This window comes from Acidobacteriota bacterium, assembly GCA_020853395.1.
Taxonomy (GTDB): domain Bacteria; phylum Acidobacteriota; class Vicinamibacteria; order Vicinamibacterales; family SCN-69-37; genus JADYYY01.
In genome coordinates this window covers 40383-59155 of sequence record JADYYY010000013.1, presented here as the reverse complement: position 1 = coordinate 59155, position 18773 = coordinate 40383, and the positions used below count along the sequence as shown (strand labels likewise).

Genomic DNA, 18773 nt, shown 5'->3' with positions numbered 1-18773 from the left:
GCGTCGGCCCGATGCCGCGACATCGCCCGGCGGGTCGGGCATCTCGCATCGGCGCGAACGCTACAGGTTGCGCGTGGCGATGACTTCCCTGGCCGGCGTGCGATCGCCGCGGCAACTGATGCGGCGCGGCGCGTCGAGAAAGCGGATCGCGAAGCCGAGCGTCCGGTACAGCCGCTCGATGCGGTCCGTCGCCTGGTTGACGAGCACGACCGGGCCGCGATGCTGCGACAGCCTCACGGCGGTCCGTTGTTGATCGTCCCATGAGAAGCCGCCGGCCGCGTACGCCGTGAACTCGACGTCGTACGGCGGATCGGCATACACGAAGTCGCCGCGTTCGATCGGCACGGCCTCCAGATCACCGCAGACGAACGTCCAGCCTCCGACGGCGTCCCGGTACGGCCGAAAGTCCGTCTCGTAGCTGATGGTGGTGTAGCGGCCGAACGGGACGTTGAACACGCCGCGGCTGTTGAAGCGGCAGAGGCCGTTGTAGCCGGTCCGGTTGAGGTAGTAGAACAGGGCCGCCGCTTCGGCCGTCTCGGCGCCACCGGTCGCGAGCAGCGCGTTGAACCGCGCGCGGTGACGGTAGTACACGCTCGCGTCGTTCTCCAGCGGAACGTCGACGACCAGCCCGCGCTGCAACCAGCGATAGAAGTTGATCAGGTTCGGGTTCGCATCGTTCAGGAGGGCGCGCTCCGGCGCCAACCCGAGCGCGACCGCGAGCCCGCCGCAGAACGGCTCGACCAGGCGGCGCCGCGCGTGCGGCTCCCAGAGAGGCCGAAGGTGCGGCAGTTGCCACCGCTTGCCGCCGGCCCACTTCAGCGGCGGCCGTTCCCGCACGGGCACGACTGCGGCCATCGCAGCGAGTGTATCCGAGCGCGCGTCCCCGGCGTCGTCACGACGTGCCTGGGTCTTCGCGGAGTGAGAACTGCGATGTGCCGGAATGGCTGGTATGTGGTGGGCTCTTGGGGCGAGACGTCTGCGTCGGCCCAATACGGTCTTGGGCTGCTGCGCGCCGGCATCACGATCGCGGGATCGCCGCGTCACGGTCGGCACGGATCGATGGGCTGCTCGCCTTCGGCCAGCCCGGCTTGACGCGGGTGAAAAGATCTCTGGGAAGGACGACCAGTGGTCTCAGACAGCGGCGACCTTGCGCGGGCTCGTGACGAAGGGGAACGCCTGTTCCTGCTGTCGCCGGCATTCTGCGGCGGCAGGCGATCGGCGGCATTGCTCGGCGAGCGATCGCAGGGGGTCATGGCGCAGCGGCTGCGCGCCGGCACACTCACGCTGGGCGAGGCGTTCAGCTTCCTGAGCGGGCTCTACTTCCGCGGCAAGCTCGCGTACGCGCGCCGGTACGGCCGCAGCACGCGCGGGCCCGGCGCGGCGTTCGTCATCACGCCGTCGCGCGGGCTGCTGGATCCCGATCAGACCGCGGACGAGACGATGATCCGCGAGTTCGCGGCGGGCGACGTCGCGGTCGACAACGCCGCCTACCGCACGGCCCTCGAGCACGACGCGGCCGCGCTCGCTGCGCGCGTCGGGCCCGGCGCGGCGATCGTGCTGCTCGGCAGCGTCGCGACCGGCAAGTACGTCGACCTGCTCGCGCCCTGCTTCGGCGATCGCCTCTGCTTTCCGTCGGCGTTCATCGGGCGTGGCGACATGAGCCGCGGCGGTCTGCTCCTGCGCAGCGCGTCGTCGGGCGTCGAGTTGACGTACGAACCCATACGGGCAGGCCTTCGGCCGCGCGGCGCACGGCCGCCGAAACTCACGCCGCTGTCGTGAACGGCGGCCCGCAAGGGCTACTTGCAGTCGGGATGACCGCAGCGACAGTGCAGCTCCATCATCGCCCCCTTCTCGCGACAGTCCTCGGAGCAGTACTTGCCGAACGGACCGTTCTTCGGCACCTTGCACTCACACGCCGGATGCGCGCACTTGGTCAGCTCCGCCATGATCCTGTCCTCCGCCTCACCGCATGCTCTCGATGACGTGGGGCGATCGCGCGCGGCCATCGTTCGACGTCCGGCGCGTCGCCACCTCACCTCGAGTGGCGGCCTGTCTGGGTCGTATGAGTCCTACTTTACGCCCGCGGCGGGGAGCCGCAACGCACGTTCGAGTATTCTCGCGAGTATTCTCAGAAGATGAGCGCCAACGCCAGCCTTCATCGCGGGCAGTCGGTGCCCCACATCCGTGTGCAGACGGTCACGGGCCGGACGTTCACCTACTCGGACGTCTGGCAGCACCGCAATCTCGTGCTCGTGGTGCTGCCTGCCGCGTTTGGCCGTGCTGAGGACGAGGCGTCCTCTCTCGCGGAGCTCGATCGCCGCCGCGCCGACTTCGTACAATTGCAGGCCGAGGTCGTCGTCACGCGCGAGCCGGTGCCCGGATTACCGGCACCCGCGGTGCTCGTCGCCGACCGGTGGGGCGAGATTCTCTACGTGGACCACCCGACCGACACGCGCCGCTGGCCTGCCACGCAGGAGCTGCTCGATTGGCTGGACTGGGCCGAACGGCGCTGCCCGGAGTGCGAGGGCGAGACGAAGTAGCCGCGGCGTGCTCTCGTTTCCGCGGGTCGCCTCATCGAGGCGCCGCTGATGCGGCGGGCCAAGCCGGCATCCTCGCCGGATCCAGACCGCCGACGTCGAACGTCGCCGTCCGCGTGCCGCCGGCGCGCACCGGAAACTCGACGCTCAGTTGTTTGGCGTGCGTCACCGTGCGCCAGAGAACACGCCAGTCGTCGATGAAGAGCGCGATGGCCTGATCGGTCGTCGGCCGATGCGCCTTCATGGACGTCGCCGGCGCACCGTTGGCAGCGACCGACACTGCGCACGCCGGCGAACAGTTGAAGTCGCCCGCCGTGAGCACGAGGTAGCTGCTCCGGCCCCAGTCGGCGTGATCGCGGAAGACGAGCAGGACGGAGCGCCCGCCCTGCCCGTCCGCGTCCACGTCGTTGGTCGATCTGATCTGCGCGGCGAGCTGCCTGGCCCGACCGACGCGCGTGTCGGTGTAGGTCCACAGGTCCTCGAGGCGCTCGGCCTCCATCGCGGCCGCCGCCTCCGCGCGCGCCTTGGCTTTGGCGGCGTCTTCGGCCGCGGCCTTCGCGCGTGCCGCGTCAGCCGCGGCGCGATCGGCGTCGCTCTCTCCGCAGCCGGCAGTGGCGGGGCCGATCAGCACAGCGAGCGCGAAGATGAGCCGCTTCATCGGACTGCGCGCGCGCGGGCTACAGCGTGCGGATCCGGACGTTCCGGTACTGGACCTTCCCGCTGAACCCGCCGCTCTCGCCGAACGGCTGGAACGAAATGGGCGCCGGCTGCGCCCAGCTCTCCTCGCCCTGCATGGGCTTGTCGGTCACGTCGGTGATCTGCTTGTCGTTGAGCCAGATCTGGAGGCGGTCGCCCTTGAACACGATCCGCAGGTGATTCCAGTCGTTCTTGTGGCGGATCTCGGGGAACTGGCTGCAGTCCTGAAGGTACTGGCGGTTCTTGCCGCCGCAGTCGCCGGTCGAGAGCCAATCGACGTTGCCGCGGATCGACTCGTTCGGAATCACGCGGTGCATGACGACGCCGATGTACTCGCCGGCTTCGCGGCGCCCGAGGTTGAGCTGGTAGCCGCTGCGGAAGTAGATGCCGCTGTTGGCGAGACACGCCGCGTCCTTGCTGAGGTTCTGCTCGGTGGCCATCTGCCCGGATCGCGCGTTGATCTTCTCGCCGAGCCGCGCGGTGCACTCGACGTTCGGCGCTTCGTCGAGCTTGTAGTCCACTTCAAGCTCGAAGTCGTGGAACTTGCCCACCGTCGAGAGCGTGCCGCCGCGGCCGCCGCCCGTGACCGGCGCGCTCGTGATGACGCCGTTGTCGATCGCCCAACCGCGATCGGCGGGATTGGTGGACAGCGGTGCTGCCGGTGCGGCGGCCGGTGCCGCCCCGCCCGCGCGATTACCCGCGCCGGCTGCGCGTGCCGTGCTGCCGAACCCGTTGGCCTGGCCGCCGCCAATCGTCCAGCCCGTGAAATCCTTGCCGTTGAACAGCGTCGTCCAGGCGCCCTGGGCGGCGAGCGGCGTCGCGATCGCCGAGATGATGCATGCGAACAGTAGACGTTTCATGAGAGCCCCTCGAAGACTCGAAGAAGAGATGCGGCTCGGCATGTTACACCCGCTGCGCCGGCGCGGCGCGGCAGGACCGTCCGCGCGAGGACGACGCCGTTCCGCCGAGCGCCGGCGGCGGTGACGCCACCTCCGGACGGCGCCGGATGCCGGGCAGGCTCGCCCGTGGCCGCCATCGCACGGCCGTTCGCCAGGCCGGCAGGAGCACCGGCTTGCCGCACTGGACGATTTCCCCAACTGGTTGATCGGAGAAGCGGCGTGAACCGCGACGGATCGCCGGGTCCGACGAGCGTAGGGCGGGTCCCGTTTGGACCCGTCTCAGATCGCTGAAGTTGAAACGAGACCATCGCGACCGCGGCGCTGGTCACGGCCTGGCGCGGTTGATGGGTAGGAACAGGGCCGGAACGCGGGGACGGACTCGCCACGGCTTGGCCGCCATTGCATTGGGAGCGCGCAACGATTTCGGGAAGGCCCGTTGTGGCGTGGGCGAGGTTCCCTGCGATGGTACAATCCGCCAGCCGGCCGGTCACCTCGCGAACCGTGGAGTCTCCATGCCCCGCGCGCGCCTGCTCCTCGCGGTCCTTTCGCTATCTCTCCTCAGCGCCGCACGAGTCGACGCGCAGGAATGCGGGCCCAACGAGGTCACCCCCTGGTGGCCACGCGCCGACTTGACTGAGGGTGCCGAGCGCCTGAGCGCCGCCGATCGGAAGACGATCGAAACACGACTCACCGCGGTGGAAGCGCTCATGCGCGCGACGACGTGGGCGCGCCCCCGTGGATTTGCCGTCCTGCCAGTGTTTTCGTACCACGAGATCACCGATCCCACGCAGCTCTACTCGTACGAATTCGTCCTCCGCGCGATGCAAAGGTGCAGCAAGAACAGCGAGGGGGGTACCCCGCTCCTGCTCACTTTCAATCCAAGCCCTATGGCCTGGAGCGAAAGTGACAGGCCGTTGCTCGACGAAAAGGGCGACGGTCTTTATTTGGAGCGGGTCCGCACACCGGCGCTGTTCGGCTCCGCCGCGACGTATGGGCGCCTTCAGGAGGAAAACACCACGGGCCTCTCCGTGTTGTTCACCCGCGGTGGCGCGTCGCCGACCCTGCCCGTGACGCGCGAGGAGTACCTGCGCGCCATGATCTTCACGCTCGAAGGAACGAACCAGGAGAAGGTCAAGGCCACGGCGGCAGTCGTCGCCAAGACACCGTACGAGCGATGGATGGAGGAAGCACCCACGAGAAAGAAGAACAACGAGGAACTCTGGGCTATCGTCGCGCAGAGCAGTCCGGCTCGAGCGGCGAAGATGCGCAGCGACATGGAAAAGGCCGAACTGGCCGAAACGGAAAAACTGAAGAGAACGGATGCGTACGAACGCGCGCAAATCGGCAAGAACCTGGCGGGGCTCACCGCACTCGGCGATAGTTACCGCGCGCAGATTGCCCGGATGACTCCCCAGGAACGCGCATCGGCTGCGTTCCTGGCGGGCGACGACCTGGTACCCGCGGGCACGCCCAATGCGCAGGCGATCACGCGAAAGAACCCGGCGTTCTATCGTGCCGGCGCTTCCCCGCTCGAGCCGCGCGCCATCATTGTCCACATGCCAAACGCTTTCGAAGAGCACCGGCCGCAGCAGAAGCAGGCCTACGAACAGCTCGACTGGGCGGCCATCATGAAGATGGTGAACTGAAGGAGTCTGTCCTACGGCTTCAGGGATCCAAGGTCGAAGTTCCACGACGTGCAGACCCTGATCGGCAGGCCGGCGGTCTCTGACCGGGCGATGCCCAACTGAAGCGCGAATCGATCACACCCGCGGCGGCCAACGTGCTCCAGCAGCAGGCCCGCTTCGACGACTTCGTCACCCGTTACAATACGGACCGGCCGCACGAAGCGCTCGGGATGAAAGTGCCGGCGGACCTCGACGCCCGCTCCCTCCGCGTCTATCGCGGCCTCGAGGAGCTGACGAACCCCTTTCACGATCAAACGATCCTCGTGATCGGCTGCGGCCGCACCTCTTCCACGGGCGGAAGGTGAACCTCAGTCACGTCTTTGCTGGCCAGCGCGTCGGTGTGACGCAGGTCGCTGAGCGCACCTGGCTCGTCACCGTCATGAAGCACGATTTGGGGTATGTGACGATGAGACGTGGCGGCTGGAGCCGATTGAGAATCCGTTTGGACCGAAAGCTCTCGAGTGTGGCTCACCGTTCTGGGCTCGAGGCGATGCCGTACTGCTTCATCCTTCGCCAGAGCGTGACCGTGCTGATCTTCAGCGCCTCGGCGGCCTTGCGGCGGTTGCCGCCGAACCGCTCCAGGGCGCGCGCGATCGCGCGCCGTTCCTGCTCGTCGAGTGCGAGCGTCTCGTCGCCGGCGCGCGTGCGGGGCGCCTGCGTGATCTCGGGCGGCAAGTCGCGCACGCCGAGGCTCGGGCGGTTCGCCAGGATCACCGCGCGCTCGATCGCGTGCTCCAGCTCGCGCACGTTGCCGGGCCAGCGGTAGGCCATGAGCGCCGACATCGCGTCGGCCGACACGGCCCGCACGTCTTTCTTCATCTTCGCCGCGGTCCGAGCCATGAACTGGTGGACGAGCGGTGGGATGTCCTCGCGGCGCGCGCGCAGCGGCGGCAGGCTGATGATGAACGCCCCGAGCCGGTAGTAGAGATCCTCGCGGAACGCTCCGGCGTCGACCGCCGCGCGCAGGTCGCGATTGGTCGCCGCGACGACCCGCGCATGTACCTTGATCGTGCGCTCGGCGCCGACGCGGCGGATCTCGCGTTCCTGGAGCGCCCGCAGCAGCTTCGCCTGCACCGTCGGCGCGATCTCGCCGATCTCGTCGAGGAACAGCGTGCCGTGCCCGGCGACCTCGAACAAGCCGGCCTTGTCACGCACCGCGCCGGTGAACGCACCCCGCACGTGGCCGAACAGCTCGGACTCGAGCAGCGTCTCGGTCAGCGCGGCGCAGTTGACGCTCACGAACGGCGCGCCCGCCCGCGGACTCTGGTCGTGGATCAGGCGAACGATGAATTCCTTCCCGGTACCGCTCTCGCCGCAGACGAGCACGGTCGTGTCGAGCGGCGCCACGCGCGCGGCCAGCTCGAGCACGTCCTGCATCGGCCGGCTTCCGGCGACGAAGTGCTTCGCCGTCGCTTCCCGCCGCACGCGCGCACGCAACGCGTCGAGCTCGCGTTCCCGGCGCTCGAGAGCGCGCTCGCGCCGATCCAGCTCTCGCAGCCGCTTGCTGACGGCGTCGCGCAGGCGCTCGATCTCCTGGCCAAGGTCCGCCGCCTGGAACTCGGCGCGAATCGCCGGCAAGTCCGCGCCCCAACTGTCGGCGTCACGTCCGATTGCCGCGCATCGCCCGGCGCCCTGGCCGGCACACGTCGTCTCGCGGAAGTAGATCTCGCGGCCGAGACATGCGCTGGCGAACCCGCTGGAGTACCCGGCGAGCGACCAGCAGACCGGTCCGGCACTGCTGCCGTAGTGATGAAGGTGCTGTTCGGCCTCGTAGGAGTCGTGCCAGACGACCTCCTCCTCGAAGCGGCCCGTCGCCGGATCGTGATCGATCCGGCGCACGTCGACGCGAACGATGCCCTCGAGCGTGTGAAGCGTCGCGCCGGCGTGCAACCCGTCGATCGGGCTCGTCCAGTGCGACCGGCCGCGCAGGTTGACCGCGTCGTGGTACCCGTCCGCGAACCCGAACCGCAGCAGCAGACGCCGCGCGGTGTCGGCACCGAACGTGTCCACGAGCTCCTTGCGCAGCAACCCCATCGCGGCGGCGCTGAGGATGACGACCCGCTGCTCGTGCAGGCGGATGACGCCCTGGTCGGGCCGAAAGTCCAGGAGCTCGGCGAGGTGCAGCACCCGATGCGCGGGGTCGGAACGATCGGCGGACTTCACCCCGCCATTCTATGGGCTCGGCCCGGACCAGGACGGGTCGCGGCCGCTACGGAGGGACGGCCGCCTGCGCGAGATCGACCGACCCGTGCGGCAGATCGTGCGCGCGCGACCGCAGGAAGACGAGCTCCAGCGCGTGCGCGCCGAACGCCGACAGCGCCTCGGACCAGAGCGCCCGCGCCTCGGCATGCGGACACTCGTCATCGCAGAGATCGGCGCCGAGCGTGCGAAGCCGGCGCTCGTGCGCCACCATCGCGTCGTGCCACTCCGCGAGGCGGGTGCTGAGCGACGCCGCTTCCGTCGTGTTGAACTGAGAGCCGAGCCGTGCATAAAGGTTCATGGTGCTGTCTCCTGTCACCCGGAAAAAGGGTGGGTTGAACGTTGTCGGGCAATGCGTGCTCGAGCGACGATGCGGTCGCTCGAGCACGCGGCCACCAGTCGGTTCAGGGCGCTGGAATCGGAGCGGCGGACGAGCCGATGACCGGCGCGACTCGTGGCGCCAGGCGAAGGCTGGCGGCACGAATCGCGCCTCGGGCATCCGTACGGGACGAGGGGGGGAAGTGAAGCCGCAGCATGGCGTCCGTAATCGCTCGCTGCCCTTCCACTGAGCAATTTCGGGGCCACGAAAACGTGCTGGTTTCCTTCGTCCGGACGCACCGCGACGTTTCAGGTCGCAATGGAACCATTTCGTTCTGAAATCGAAGGCTCGTCAGACGGGTTCCTGTCGCGGCGGGCCACCGTCCGCTCCCCACACGCATCCTGGGGCGACACGGCGTGCACTGCCGTGCAGATCTGCGCTATCGTTCCCAGGTCCATCACACGAGGGAGCTGGGATGCGGGACGAACTGCTGTTTCTGGCGGCGTGGATCGCGCTCTACAACTGGGGGATGTTCTGCCGGCGCCGCCGGCTCGCCAACCTCGCCAGACGCCGCGCGGAGCTGTCGTAGGGCGACGTGCGCGGCGCGTCCGGGCGAGGCCGCACGCGGCCGCTCCCTGCGACGACCGGCAGCGCTGATTCAGCTCGGCGGCGCGTCGAGGCTGCGCTGGGCTGCGGGATTGCCGAAAGAAGGGACCACATGTGCGATCAAGATCATTTCGACGACGACCGGCGCCAGTTCGAAGCGCTGGGGCTCGTCACGCGCCGGCAGTTCGGCGCGATCGTCGCGGCCGGCGTCTCGATGGTGCTTCCCGCGGTCGCCAATGCGGCGCCGGTCACCGAGGCGGACGTCAGCGTGCCGACGCCGGATGGCACGGCCGACGCCTACTACGTGCATCCGACGGACGGCGCGGCGGCCGGCGTGCTGATGTGGCCCGACATCTTCGGCCTGCGGCCCGCCTTTCGGCAGATGGGCAAGCGTCTCGCCGAGTCCGGTTACGCGGTCCTCGTCGTCAACCCGTTCTATCGCGTGCAGAAGGCGCCCACGGCGCCGGCCGGCGCCGCGACGCCGATTGCCGACGTGCGGAGCTTCGCGCAGGGCCTGAACGAGACGACGCACGTGACGGATGCCAAAGCGTTCATCGCGTGGCTCGATCGGCAGCCATCGGTCGCGAAGAATCGAAAGATTGGCACGCAGGGCTACTGCATGAGCGGCCCGATCGCGTTCCGCACGGCGGCGGCCGTACCCGAGCGCGTCGGCGCGGCCGCGTCGTTCCACGGCGGTGGGCTCGTCACCGCAGGTGCGAGCAGCCCGCACCTGCAGGCAGCGAAGACGACGGCCCAGTTCCTGGTCTGCATCGCCGCCAACGACGACGAGCGCGCGCCGAACGAGAAGACGGCGCTGCGCGACACCTTCGCGAGCGCGAAGGTGACGGCCGAGATCGAGGTGTACGAAGGCGCCGCCCACGGCTGGTGCCCACCCGACTCCGGCGTGTACAACGAGCCACAGGCCGAGAAAGCCTGGAGCCGGCTGCTCGCGCTCTACGGCAAGGCGCTCGCCTGACGACGAGGCCGGGATCGCGTCAATCGGCGATCCCCGGCGCACCTCACATCACGCCGGCGTCGCGGTCGACGGAATACACGCGGCGCCGACGATCTCGATGAGCGAGTTGCCCGGAATCCACGTCAGCGCGAAGCACGAGCGCGGCGGCGCGCCGTACTTCGTGTCCTGCCAGTAGGTGTTGTAGACGCTGTTGAGATCCTCGTACCCCTTCTGGTACGCGGCGAACGCTGCGCTGCCGGCCGGCATGGGCGTCCCATCGTCGAGGTGCAGGCAATAGAACACCTGCATGTACAAGAAATCGTCCATCGTCCCGCCCAGGCGCTCGACGGCGGCTTTGACGTTGTCCATCGTCCGGCGGGTGTGATCCTTCAGATCCCAGGTGTTGGGTCCGGGCGTCTGTCCGATGCCCTGTCCCGAGATCCACGCGATGCCGGCGGGTCGCGGCCGCGGAGGACGGGCAGGGCCGCCGGCCCTGCCGCGGCCACCGGCCGGCACGTTCGCCTGCTGCGCGCCGTCCGCGCCGAAGACCATCGTCCCGCTCATGGCCGCGGCGGTGGCCGCCATCATGCTGTTCACGAATCGGCGCCGGCTCCTGGCATCCATCGATCTGCTCCTTGGTCGAGGTGTGGAAGCGAGCTGACGCAGCTCGACCGTACGCATGATACGTGCGTTCCGCAGGCAACACGTCGAACACGTGCCGCGACCGAATCGCCCGGCGAGGCATCGCCACGCCGCATCGGACCGGTGGGCGGATGAGGCGGCGGATTCCGCGGCCGGTCACGTTTTCCGGACTGCCGACTCTATTCGAGTGATGCCGTGCGAGGGGCGCGCGGCGCCAGGAATCTCGTCACGGACACCAAGGAGATCGCATCATGAAGCTCTCGGCATTCGCGGTGGCGGCAGGCTTCGCCGCCGCAGTTTCCAGCGTGTCGGCCCAGACCGTCACCGACGCACAGATCGCGTCGATCGTCGTCACCGCGAACCAGGTGGACATCGACGCCGGCAAGGTCGCGGTCGCGCAATCGGCCAACGGACAGGTGAAGAAGTTCGGCCAGTTGATGGTGGACGATCACACCGGCGTCAACCGGCAGGCGACGGACCTGGTGACGCGCTTGAAGGTCACGCCGCAAGACCATCCCACGGCCGCCGCGCTCGAGTCGGACGGCGAGAAGAACGTCGCGCGGCTCAGAACGCTGCACGGCGCCGCGTTCGACAAGGCGTACATCGATCACGAGGTGGCGTATCACCAGCAGGTGCTCGACGCGATCGACCGGACGCTCATTCCCAGCGCGACGAATGGCGAGCTGAAGGCGCTGCTCGTGAAGGTACGGCCGGCGATCGCCGCGCACCTCGAGCACGCGAAGATGCTGCAGTCGTCGCTCGGCGCGGCGCACTAGATGTCGCCGGTCCACGCGAATGCCGCCGCGCTCGTGACTGTCGCTGCCCTCGCCGCCGCAGCGATCGGATGCGCCGCGCGGCCGGCCGACGAGGCCCCGGCCGCACGGGCCGTGACGATCGAGGCGGTGGCATTCTCGCCAGCCGACGTGCGCGTCAAGACAGGCGATCGGATCACGTGGACGAACCGTGATCCGTTCGCCCACACGGTGACGACGGTGGGCGACGGGTTCGACTCCGGATCGATCGGCGCCGGCCAATCGTGGACCTTTCGAGCGTCGCGCGCCGGCGCCTTTCCCTACGTCTGTTCGCTGCACCCGGTCATGACCGGCACCGTCATCGTCGAGTGAGCCGACGGCCGGGCCCGAACGCGCGCGGTCAGCTGCGCTTCTACGGCTCGACGCGGATCGCCCCGATGGGATCGAGCCGCGAGGCACGATGGGCCGGGCAAGAGCCGAAGACGAGCGCCGCGGACTCGAGCGTCACGAGCGTCGGCCAACTGAAGACGCGCGGATTGGCGAGCTGGTTTGCGCCATCGAGCGCGACCTCCGAGACCGCGACGGTGGTGCCATCGAAGGCACTTGGCGCCGGATCGTTTATGCTCTGTCATCCGCTGTTCGTCAGTCTGGCCTCCCGGCCTCGGCCGGGGACGGTTCTTCCGGAAGGGATGGTTTGCCATGCGGCTGTCGCTGAAACCCGTCATCGCTGCGCTGGTCCTGTCAGGTCTGTCGCTGAGCCATGCGCCGCTCACGGCGCGGCAGGCCGTCACGACGCTCAAAGCCGGCCAGTGGACGCCGCTCTTCAACGGCAAGGACCTCACCGGCTGGGACGTGTACCTCGGGCCGAAGATGGATGCGAAGGGGCAGAAGATGCCCGGAACCGCGACCGGCCTCAACAAGGATCCCGACCACGTGTTCAGCGTGGCGCAGGTGGACGGCGGACCGGTCATCCGCATCTCCGGCGTGATCGGCGGCGGCGTCTCGACGGTGAACTCGTACGAGAACTACCACCTCAGGCTGCAGATGAAATGGGGAACGGGCAATCCCTGGAACCGGGCAGTGGCCGACAGCGGCGTGCTCTACCATGCCGGCGGCGAGCACGGCCTGGATGGCGACTTCTGGATGCGCTCGTTCGAGTACCAGGTGATGCCCGGTCTGACCGCCGATCTCATCACCATCCTCGGCTGCGTGGCCGACGTCCCGTCGTCTCCGTCCGCCGACGGCAAGGTCTTCGTCTACGATCCGAAGGGACAGAGGCGAACGTTCAGCCGCGAGAAGGCGGTGCCGAATTCGGGCGGCCGCGTGGCGCGGCTGCCGAGCTTCAAGAATCCCGAGACGGACTGGATCACGCTCGAGATCTACACCGTCGGGCAGACGGCCGTGCACCTCGTCAACGGTCAGGTCGTGCTGGCCGTCTACAACACCAGGCTCTACGAGAACGGCGCGACGAGACCGCTGATGAGCGGGAAGATCCAGATTCAGTCGGAGGGCTCGGAAGTCTTCTACCGCAACATCGAGGTGACGCCGATCACCGCGATCCCGGCCGGACTCGTCGAGCGATCCCCGTCATAGCGGCGCTGCGTCCGCGTCGCTCGACGTGGTGCGGCGGCCTCGACGCGAAGTCCACGTCCATGCCGAGAGACTGCTGGCTGAGCGAGACGGCCGTGGCCGGCACTTCGACTTGCGGCCCGGCACCGCGGCGGTTCGTGCGGCACGAGCGCCAGCCGGTCGTCACAGGTTCGCGAGAACCGTGTTGTAGACGATACCGATGGCGGGTTCGGGATTGACTTCGATCGAGTACAGGCCCTTGTAGCCGAGCGACTCGGTGAAACGGATCGCCGTTCCGATGTCCCAGTAGGGGCTCGACTTGATGTGCATGTTGCCCGACGACCTGGGGAACATCGCCTTGATGCACTCGTGGAGCTCCTGCTGGTTGGCCGCGCCGACGCCGCCGAGGTCGACGTTCGAGTAGCCGCCAGAGGCTTCGATCACTTCTTCGAGCAGCATCCACGCCGGTCGCGCCGGTGGAGCCGCGGGCGCCGCACCGCCCCGCCGCCCGCCGCCTCCGCCGCCGCGCGTCTCGGCGGAGATCCTAATGCCCTTCGGGCGAGCGTAGTCGGCGAGCGATTTCCAGGCGGCGATGCAGTTGGCCTTGGTGTCCTCGGCCAACCCGTCCTGGATCACCATCAGTCGCGTGACGCCGAGAATCGGCGAAAGGTCCGTCCACTTGCGGGCCCGCGTCAGCCAGGCCTCGCGCGCCTCGCCCTCGAGGTTGCCCATCCCGCCGATCTCGAGATTGATCTGCGAGGCGGAGACCTTGGCGGCGTCCAGCTTCGCGCGCATCTGCTTGAAGAACTCCGCGTCGGGCAGCGCCCGCTCGGGATCCTGCGCGAGGTGATCGGTCTGAAACTCCATGTTCGGCACGCGGTACTGATCCATGTAGTACTGCGGCAGATCCAGCAGATCGAGGGTCTGCGTCGGACGCGCGTTGGCCGCCCACGGCAGCTTGAGCATCGCGTTGAAGTTGAGCGTCATCAGGGAGACGCGTGCGAGCTTCTCGGCCGGAACGTTCGCACCACGTCCACGCCCGCGCCCGGTCGCTTGCCCCTGACCACCGCCGGCCGGCGCCTGGGCCGCGGCCGAAGCCCCTCGTGTGGCGATGACAGCCGTGCCGGCCGCCGCCCCACCCATCAGGAACTGACGTCGATTCATGAACGCTCTCCTCATGAGGAGGCAGTATATGCTTCCGGCCCCTTGGCCGAAGGACGACGTTCACGCAGAGACTGGCGAGCCTCGCCTTCGTGCGATCCAGCGGCCCAGGCGGCCGCCGATCGCTCCCCAGATCGCGGATTCCGGCGCCCTCACGAACGGCGCGAGCACCATGGCCCACGGCGACGGCGAGCCGAGCTGGCCGGTCGACAACGGAAACGCAGCGTCGAGGACGCCCAAGCCGATCAGCACGCCGCCGACGAGCACCGGCAACCCGGCGACGATCGTCATCCACATCGCCGCCCTGGCGGGCCCTGTGCCCCGCGCGAGCTGCGTCCAGCATCCGCAGCCGACCAGCAACAGCGCGAACAGCTCCGACTCGAAGAACACGATCTTGATCGGCGGGAACGTCATGTTCGACGCCCGCACCAATCCCCACGACGTCTGTCCGTAGGCGGTCGGCGTCACGATCACTCCGGCGCCGATCAGCAGCAGGCACGCGACGCCCAGCAACGTCGACGGCGCCACGGCACGCATCCGCTGCCAGAGCGCCGCCCGCAGAACGTCCAGGATCGCCGACAGGCTAAGCGGCCGCCGCTCGAGCAGCTCCAGCAACTCGTCTCCGTACTGCTGACGCCAGGCCTTCGGGTAGAGCCGCAGCAGAATGGCGAGGAACGAGCGGGGGACCTTCATGCCAGCCTCAGCCGCCCGAGCCCGATCGATGCGACGCGACGCATGTCGTCGAGCTGCGCTTTCAGGAACGTCGCGCCCGCGGCGGTGAGCTTGTAGGGCCGCTGGCGTCCGATTTCCCCGGCGGGGGCAATCAGCCGGCGTTCGACCAGCCGCGTGATCGCCGTGTAGAGCGTGCCCGGCCCCACGCGCACGTTCGCGAACTGCTCGATGTCGGCCATCACGGCGTAGCCGTGCTTCGGACCTGATGCCAGGCTGGCCAGGATCAGCAGCTCGGGATCGTTCGCCGGACCGTGTTTCGACTTGCGCGGCATGTCCGAAACAAGATATATCATATATCGATACAACACAGCCAGGGAGGTCTCATGAAGGCTCTCACGACAGTTGTCCTCGCCGGCGCGCTGATGGCGGGCGAAGGCACGGGCGCCCAGGTGTTCGCGCCCTCGTCGAACCCCGTCGTCGACGCGGTGCGCGCCGTTCTCGAACGCGACTCGAAGAACCTGATCGACTCCGCCGCTCTCATGCCGGCCGACCGATACGAGTACCGCCCGACGCCCGCGCAGATGACGTTCGGTCAACTGATGGCGCACGTGGCGCAGACCAACGTGGCCTTGTGCTCGGCGCTCACGTCCCTGCCGGCGCCGATGGGGCCCGAGCGGCTCGGGACGCTGAACCAGATCCTGACGAAGGAGCCGCTCACGCCATTGCTGCGGCAATCGTTCGACTACTGCAAGTCGGCGCTCGGCGAGTTGAAGGATGCCTCGCTTGGGGAGGAGGCTGCGCTGTTCGGCCGGCCGACCGGCATGTCGCGAGGCGGCGTGCTCGTCACGATCGCGACCGATTGGGCGGATCACTACTCGACCGCGGCCGGCTATCTGCGGCTGAACGGCCTCCTTCCTCCGAGCGCACGTCCGGCAGCAGGCCGATAGACGGAGCGGACAACGCAGGAATCTGGCGAGTTCGCGCCTACGTCCCGATGGGCACCGCGATCGCCGTCATCTCCGGCGTCTCGCTGGTCCTGTCGCAGCCGGCGCGTGACGTGCTTCTTGGACTCGGACACACCGCGGCGTTATGGTTGGCCGCAGCGTACGACGACGACCACCGGAGCACGAACGGCCCGACCTGCCCGAGCATCTTGCCTGCTCCGGACGGCCACCGTCAGCGCGCGCATCGCGCTGGAATCGAGTCCACGTTCCTGACGGAATGATCGGCTCGGATCGGCAGCCATGTAGGGCTCCGAGCGTCATCGATGAGATCCCCGGCGTGGAGGACGACGATAGACGCGCGGCGTTGGCCTCGCGGCGCCGCGCACGCTCGCGCGACGCCACGAGCGCCCAACGCGTCACCTCATCGCGCCGCCGGTGCGAGGTCGAAGCGATCCAGGTTCATCACCTTGTTCCACGCCGCCACGAAGTCGCGAACGAACTTCTCCTTCGCATCGGCGCAGGCGTAGACCTCCGCGACGGCGCGAAGCTGTGAGTTCGCCCCGAAGACGAGGTCGACCGACGTGGCCGTCCACTTGAGGGCACCGGTGGCGCGGTCCCGGCCTTCGTAGAGGTGCGCGCCCTTGCCCGACGGCGCCCATGCGGTGCGCATGTCGAGCAGGTTCACGAAGAAGTCGTTCGTCAGCGTCCCCGGCCGATCGGTGAACACGCCGTGACGCGACTTTCCGACGTTGACGTCGAGCGCACGCAGCCCGCCGGCGAGCGCCGTCATCTCGGGCGCGGTGAGCGTCAGCATGTAGGCGCGCTCGAGCATCAACGTCTCTGGCGGCAGCTCTTCGCCGGCCTTGACGTAGTTGCGGAAGCCGTCGTACCTCGGCTCGAGGACGCCGAACGACTCCACGTCCGTTTGCTCCTGCGAGGCGTCGGTGCGGCCTGGAGTGAACGGCACGGCGATATCGACTCCACCCTGCTTCGCCGCCTGCTCGACCGCCGCGCACCCGCCCAGCACGACCAGGTCGGCCAGCGAAACAGACCTGCCTCCGTGTCGGCTGCGGTTGAAGTCCTGCTGGATTCGCTCGAGGACCGCGAGGACCTTCGCCAGCTCGGCGGGCTCGTTCACCTCCCAGTCCTTCTGCGGCGCGAGGCGGATTCGCCCGCCGTTGGCGCCGCCGCGCTTGTCGGTGCCGCGGAAGCTCGCCGCCGCCGCCCACGCCGTCGACACCAGCCGCGAGATCGACAGGCCCGACGCGAGGATCCGCTGCTTCAGGCCGGCGACGTCCTCGCTTCCGATCGGCTCGCCGTCGGCAGCGGGCATCGAATCCTGCCACACCTGCGGCTCGGGCACCCAGGGACCGAGATACCGCGCGCGCGGGCCCATGTCGCGATGCAGCAGCTTGAACCATGCCCGGGCGAAGGCGTCGGCCAGCTCGTCCGGGTGCTCGTGAAACCGCTTCGTGATCCGTCCGTAGCTCGGATCCACCCTCAGCGCCAGGTCCGTCGTCAGCATCATCGGAGCGTGCCGCCTCGACGGATCGTGCGCGTCCGGCACCGTTCCCCGCGCCTCCGGATTGCGCGGCGCCCACTGCTTCGCGCCGCCCGGGCTCGTCGTCAGCTCCCACTCGTACTTGTACAGGTTGTCGAGAAACCCGTTGTCCCACTTCGTCGGCTCGTCGGTCCAGGCGCCCTCGAGACCGCTCGTAACCGTGTCCGCGCCACAGCCGTGGCCGAATCGGTTCTTCCAGCCGAGGCCTTGCTCCTCGAGAGACGCGGCTTCGGGTTCGGGGCCGACGTAATCGACCGCGACCGCCGCGCCGTGCGTCTTGCCGAACGTGTGCCCGCCGACGATGAGCGCGACGGTTTCCTCGTCGTTCATCGCCATGCGGCGGAACGTCTCGCGGATGTAGCGCGCGGCGAGCTGCGGGTCCGGCTTGCCGCCGGGTCCTTCCGGGTTCACGTAGATCAGGCCCATGTGGTCCGCGCCGAACGGACCGTGGATCTGCCCATCGTCGGCATGACGTTCGTCGCCGAGCCACGTGTCTTCAGGCCCCCAGAAGATCTCCTCCGGCTCCCAGATGTCGCGGCGCCCGAAGGCGAAGCCGAACGTCTCGAAGCCCATCGATTCCAGCGCAACGTTGCCGGCGAACATGAGCAGATCGGCCCAGGAGAGCGCGCGGCCGTACTTCTGCTTGATGGGCCAGAGCAGCCGGCGCGCCTTGTCGAGGTTCGCGTTGTCTGGCCAACTGTTGAGTGGAGCGAAGCGCTGCGCGCCCGCGCCGCCGCCGCCCCGGCCGTCGGCGATCCGGTAGGTACCGGCCGAATGCCACGTCATGCGGATGAACAGCGGGCCGTAGTGCCCGTAGTCGGCGGGCCACCAGTCCTGCGAGGTCGTCATCAACTGGACGAGATCGCGTTTCAGCGCTTCGACGTCGAGGCTCTTGAACGCCTCGGCGTAGTCGAAGCCTTCGCCCATCGGGTTCGACAGCGACGAGTGCTGGTGCAGGATCGACAGATCCAGTTGGTTCGGCCACCAGTCCTTGTTCGTCCTGGGCCGTCCGCGCTTGGGGGTGGGCGACGGGATGGCCGGGTTCTCGCTCTCACTGACACTCGCCGTGGTGTTCTTCTCGTCGAATCCGTCTTGACCAGACATGCAGTCCTCTCCTTCGTGTTCTCCAGCAATCTAGATCGATCGCGGCCGTCTTCCCAATCCCAATCGGATCGGCCACGCGAGATGCCCGTGTCATCCCTCCGCGCAGAGACGTGGAGATGGGCCGCCACGACGTGCTTGCCAACCTGGCGGCGACGGTGACATCGTCCCTCAGGAGTCGAGCAGGGGCCACAGGAGTGCGCGCGATCACGTCTCACGACGTCTTGGTCAACGGCTCGCCGTTGAGGCGGCTCCCACGCGACGGCTGCCTGAAAGGGCGTGTCTGCTGACTGACGCTCCGCCGATCCTCTTCTCGGTCATCATCCCGCTCGAGTTCCATCGCGGCAGGGCGGAGGACTGCATCGCGGCGTGGTCGGACCAACGAATCGACCGCACCACCTACGAGCTCATCCTCGTCGTCCCGCCCGGCTTTCGGCGGCGGCATCTCGTCGCGCTTCGCGCCCGCCTCGCTCTG

Annotated in this window: 21 protein-coding genes; 10 read left to right on the top strand and 11 right to left on the bottom strand. The window is 68.4% G+C overall.

The features are described from left to right. Positions 1-60: 60 nt before the first annotated feature. On the bottom strand, positions 61-855 hold the full coding sequence (locus tag IT184_13465) for a Dam family site-specific DNA-(adenine-N6)-methyltransferase (protein ID MCC7009809.1): 795 nt from the start codon (positions 853-855) through the stop codon (positions 61-63). Between the two features lie 270 nt (positions 856-1125). On the opposite strand from IT184_13465, the gene IT184_13460 reads away from it, so the two are divergent. Beyond that, the gene (locus IT184_13460; protein MCC7009808.1) at positions 1126-1779 is read left to right on the top strand and encodes a hypothetical protein; all 654 of its coding nucleotides are present in this window, start codon (positions 1126-1128) and stop codon (positions 1777-1779) included. 17 nt (positions 1780-1796) lie between these two features. Here IT184_13460 and IT184_13455 read toward each other — a convergent pair whose 3' ends face one another. Further along, positions 1797-1946 carry a hypothetical protein gene (locus IT184_13455; protein ID MCC7009807.1) on the bottom strand — a complete coding sequence of 50 codons (150 nt, stop codon included), beginning with the start codon at positions 1944-1946 and terminating at the stop codon, positions 1797-1799. A gap of 189 nt (positions 1947-2135) precedes the next feature. Here IT184_13455 and IT184_13450 point away from each other — a divergent pair, with 189 nt between their 5' ends. Continuing rightward, positions 2136-2540: a hypothetical protein gene (locus tag IT184_13450; GenBank protein ID MCC7009806.1), complete on the top strand. Its 405-nt coding sequence runs from the start codon at positions 2136-2138 to the stop codon at positions 2538-2540. Between the two features lie 31 nt (positions 2541-2571). On the opposite strand, the gene IT184_13445 is transcribed toward IT184_13450, so the two are convergent. Together IT184_13445 and IT184_13440 are read right to left on the bottom strand one after the other, a co-directional pair. Next, the gene (locus IT184_13445) at positions 2572-3183 is read right to left on the bottom strand and encodes a hypothetical protein (GenBank protein MCC7009805.1); all 612 of its coding nucleotides are present in this window, start codon (positions 3181-3183) and stop codon (positions 2572-2574) included. A gap of 31 nt (positions 3184-3214) precedes the next feature. Further along, positions 3215-4093, bottom strand: coding sequence for a DUF1080 domain-containing protein (locus IT184_13440; protein MCC7009804.1), 879 nt, complete (start codon positions 4091-4093; stop codon positions 3215-3217). Positions 4094-4644: 551 nt separating this feature from the next. On the opposite strand from IT184_13440, the gene IT184_13435 reads away from it, so the two are divergent. Beyond that, positions 4645-5778 (top strand): hypothetical protein, encoded by a 1134-nt coding sequence (locus IT184_13435; protein ID MCC7009803.1) that lies wholly within the window; start codon positions 4645-4647, stop codon positions 5776-5778. A 134-nt stretch (positions 5779-5912) separates the two neighbouring features. After that, positions 5913-6122, top strand: coding sequence for a transposase (locus IT184_13430; protein ID MCC7009802.1), 210 nt, complete (start codon positions 5913-5915; stop codon positions 6120-6122). Positions 6123-6285: 163 nt separating this feature from the next. Here the strand turns inward: IT184_13430 and IT184_13425 are convergent, their stop codons facing one another. Together IT184_13425 and IT184_13420 are read right to left on the bottom strand one after the other, a co-directional pair. Next, positions 6286-7941 (bottom strand): sigma 54-interacting transcriptional regulator, encoded by a 1656-nt coding sequence (locus tag IT184_13425; GenBank protein MCC7009801.1) that lies wholly within the window; start codon positions 7939-7941, stop codon positions 6286-6288. Positions 7942-8026: 85 nt separating this feature from the next. After that, positions 8027-8317, bottom strand: coding sequence for a hypothetical protein (locus tag IT184_13420; GenBank protein ID MCC7009800.1), 291 nt, complete (start codon positions 8315-8317; stop codon positions 8027-8029). Between the two features lie 736 nt (positions 8318-9053). On the opposite strand from IT184_13420, the gene IT184_13415 reads away from it, so the two are divergent. Further along, complete coding sequence (locus tag IT184_13415; protein MCC7009799.1) at positions 9054-9917, top strand: dienelactone hydrolase family protein; 864 nt, start codon at positions 9054-9056, stop codon at positions 9915-9917. Between the two features lie 48 nt (positions 9918-9965). Here IT184_13415 and IT184_13410 read toward each other — a convergent pair whose 3' ends face one another. After that, positions 9966-10520, bottom strand: coding sequence for a RidA family protein (locus IT184_13410; protein MCC7009798.1), 555 nt, complete (start codon positions 10518-10520; stop codon positions 9966-9968). A 269-nt stretch (positions 10521-10789) separates the two neighbouring features. Here IT184_13410 and IT184_13405 point away from each other — a divergent pair, with 269 nt between their 5' ends. The 3 genes from IT184_13405 to IT184_13395 all read left to right on the top strand — a co-directional run bounded on the left by IT184_13405 (position 10790) and on the right by IT184_13395 (position 12883). Further along, a complete protein-coding gene (locus IT184_13405; protein ID MCC7009797.1) occupies positions 10790-11314 on the top strand; it encodes a DUF4142 domain-containing protein in 525 nt (174 codons plus the stop codon). Then, positions 11315-11662 (top strand): cupredoxin family copper-binding protein, encoded by a 348-nt coding sequence (locus IT184_13400; protein MCC7009796.1) that lies wholly within the window; start codon positions 11315-11317, stop codon positions 11660-11662. A gap of 327 nt (positions 11663-11989) precedes the next feature. Continuing rightward, positions 11990-12883, top strand: coding sequence for a DUF1080 domain-containing protein (locus IT184_13395; GenBank protein MCC7009795.1), 894 nt, complete (start codon positions 11990-11992; stop codon positions 12881-12883). A 159-nt stretch (positions 12884-13042) separates the two neighbouring features. Here the strand turns inward: IT184_13395 and IT184_13390 are convergent, their stop codons facing one another. Genes IT184_13390 through IT184_13380 form a run of 3 tightly spaced genes read right to left on the bottom strand, consistent with a single transcriptional unit; the run spans position 13043 to position 15024 of the window. Then, on the bottom strand, positions 13043-14023 hold the full coding sequence (locus IT184_13390; protein MCC7009794.1) for a hypothetical protein: 981 nt from the start codon (positions 14021-14023) through the stop codon (positions 13043-13045). 60 nt (positions 14024-14083) lie between these two features. After that, entirely contained in the window at positions 14084-14713 is a 630-nt protein-coding gene (locus tag IT184_13385) for a hypothetical protein (protein MCC7009793.1), read from the bottom strand. Next, positions 14710-15024, bottom strand: a complete 315-nt coding sequence (locus IT184_13380) for a helix-turn-helix transcriptional regulator (protein ID MCC7009792.1) — start codon at positions 15022-15024, stop codon at positions 14710-14712. Before IT184_13380 ends, IT184_13385 begins: the two co-directional genes overlap by 4 nt. Positions 15025-15075: 51 nt before the next feature. Here IT184_13380 and IT184_13375 point away from each other — a divergent pair, with 51 nt between their 5' ends. After that, positions 15076-15639: a DinB family protein gene (locus IT184_13375; GenBank protein ID MCC7009791.1), complete on the top strand. Its 564-nt coding sequence runs from the start codon at positions 15076-15078 to the stop codon at positions 15637-15639. 47 nt (positions 15640-15686) lie between these two features. Then, a complete protein-coding gene (locus IT184_13370) occupies positions 15687-15917 on the top strand; it encodes a hypothetical protein (GenBank protein ID MCC7009790.1) in 231 nt (76 codons plus the stop codon). Positions 15918-16057: 140 nt separating this feature from the next. Here IT184_13370 and katG read toward each other — a convergent pair whose 3' ends face one another. Further along, positions 16058-18301 carry a catalase/peroxidase HPI gene (gene katG, locus IT184_13365; GenBank protein ID MCC7009789.1) on the bottom strand — a complete coding sequence of 748 codons (2244 nt, stop codon included), beginning with the start codon at positions 18299-18301 and terminating at the stop codon, positions 16058-16060. Between the last annotated feature and the right edge of the window lie 472 nt (positions 18302-18773).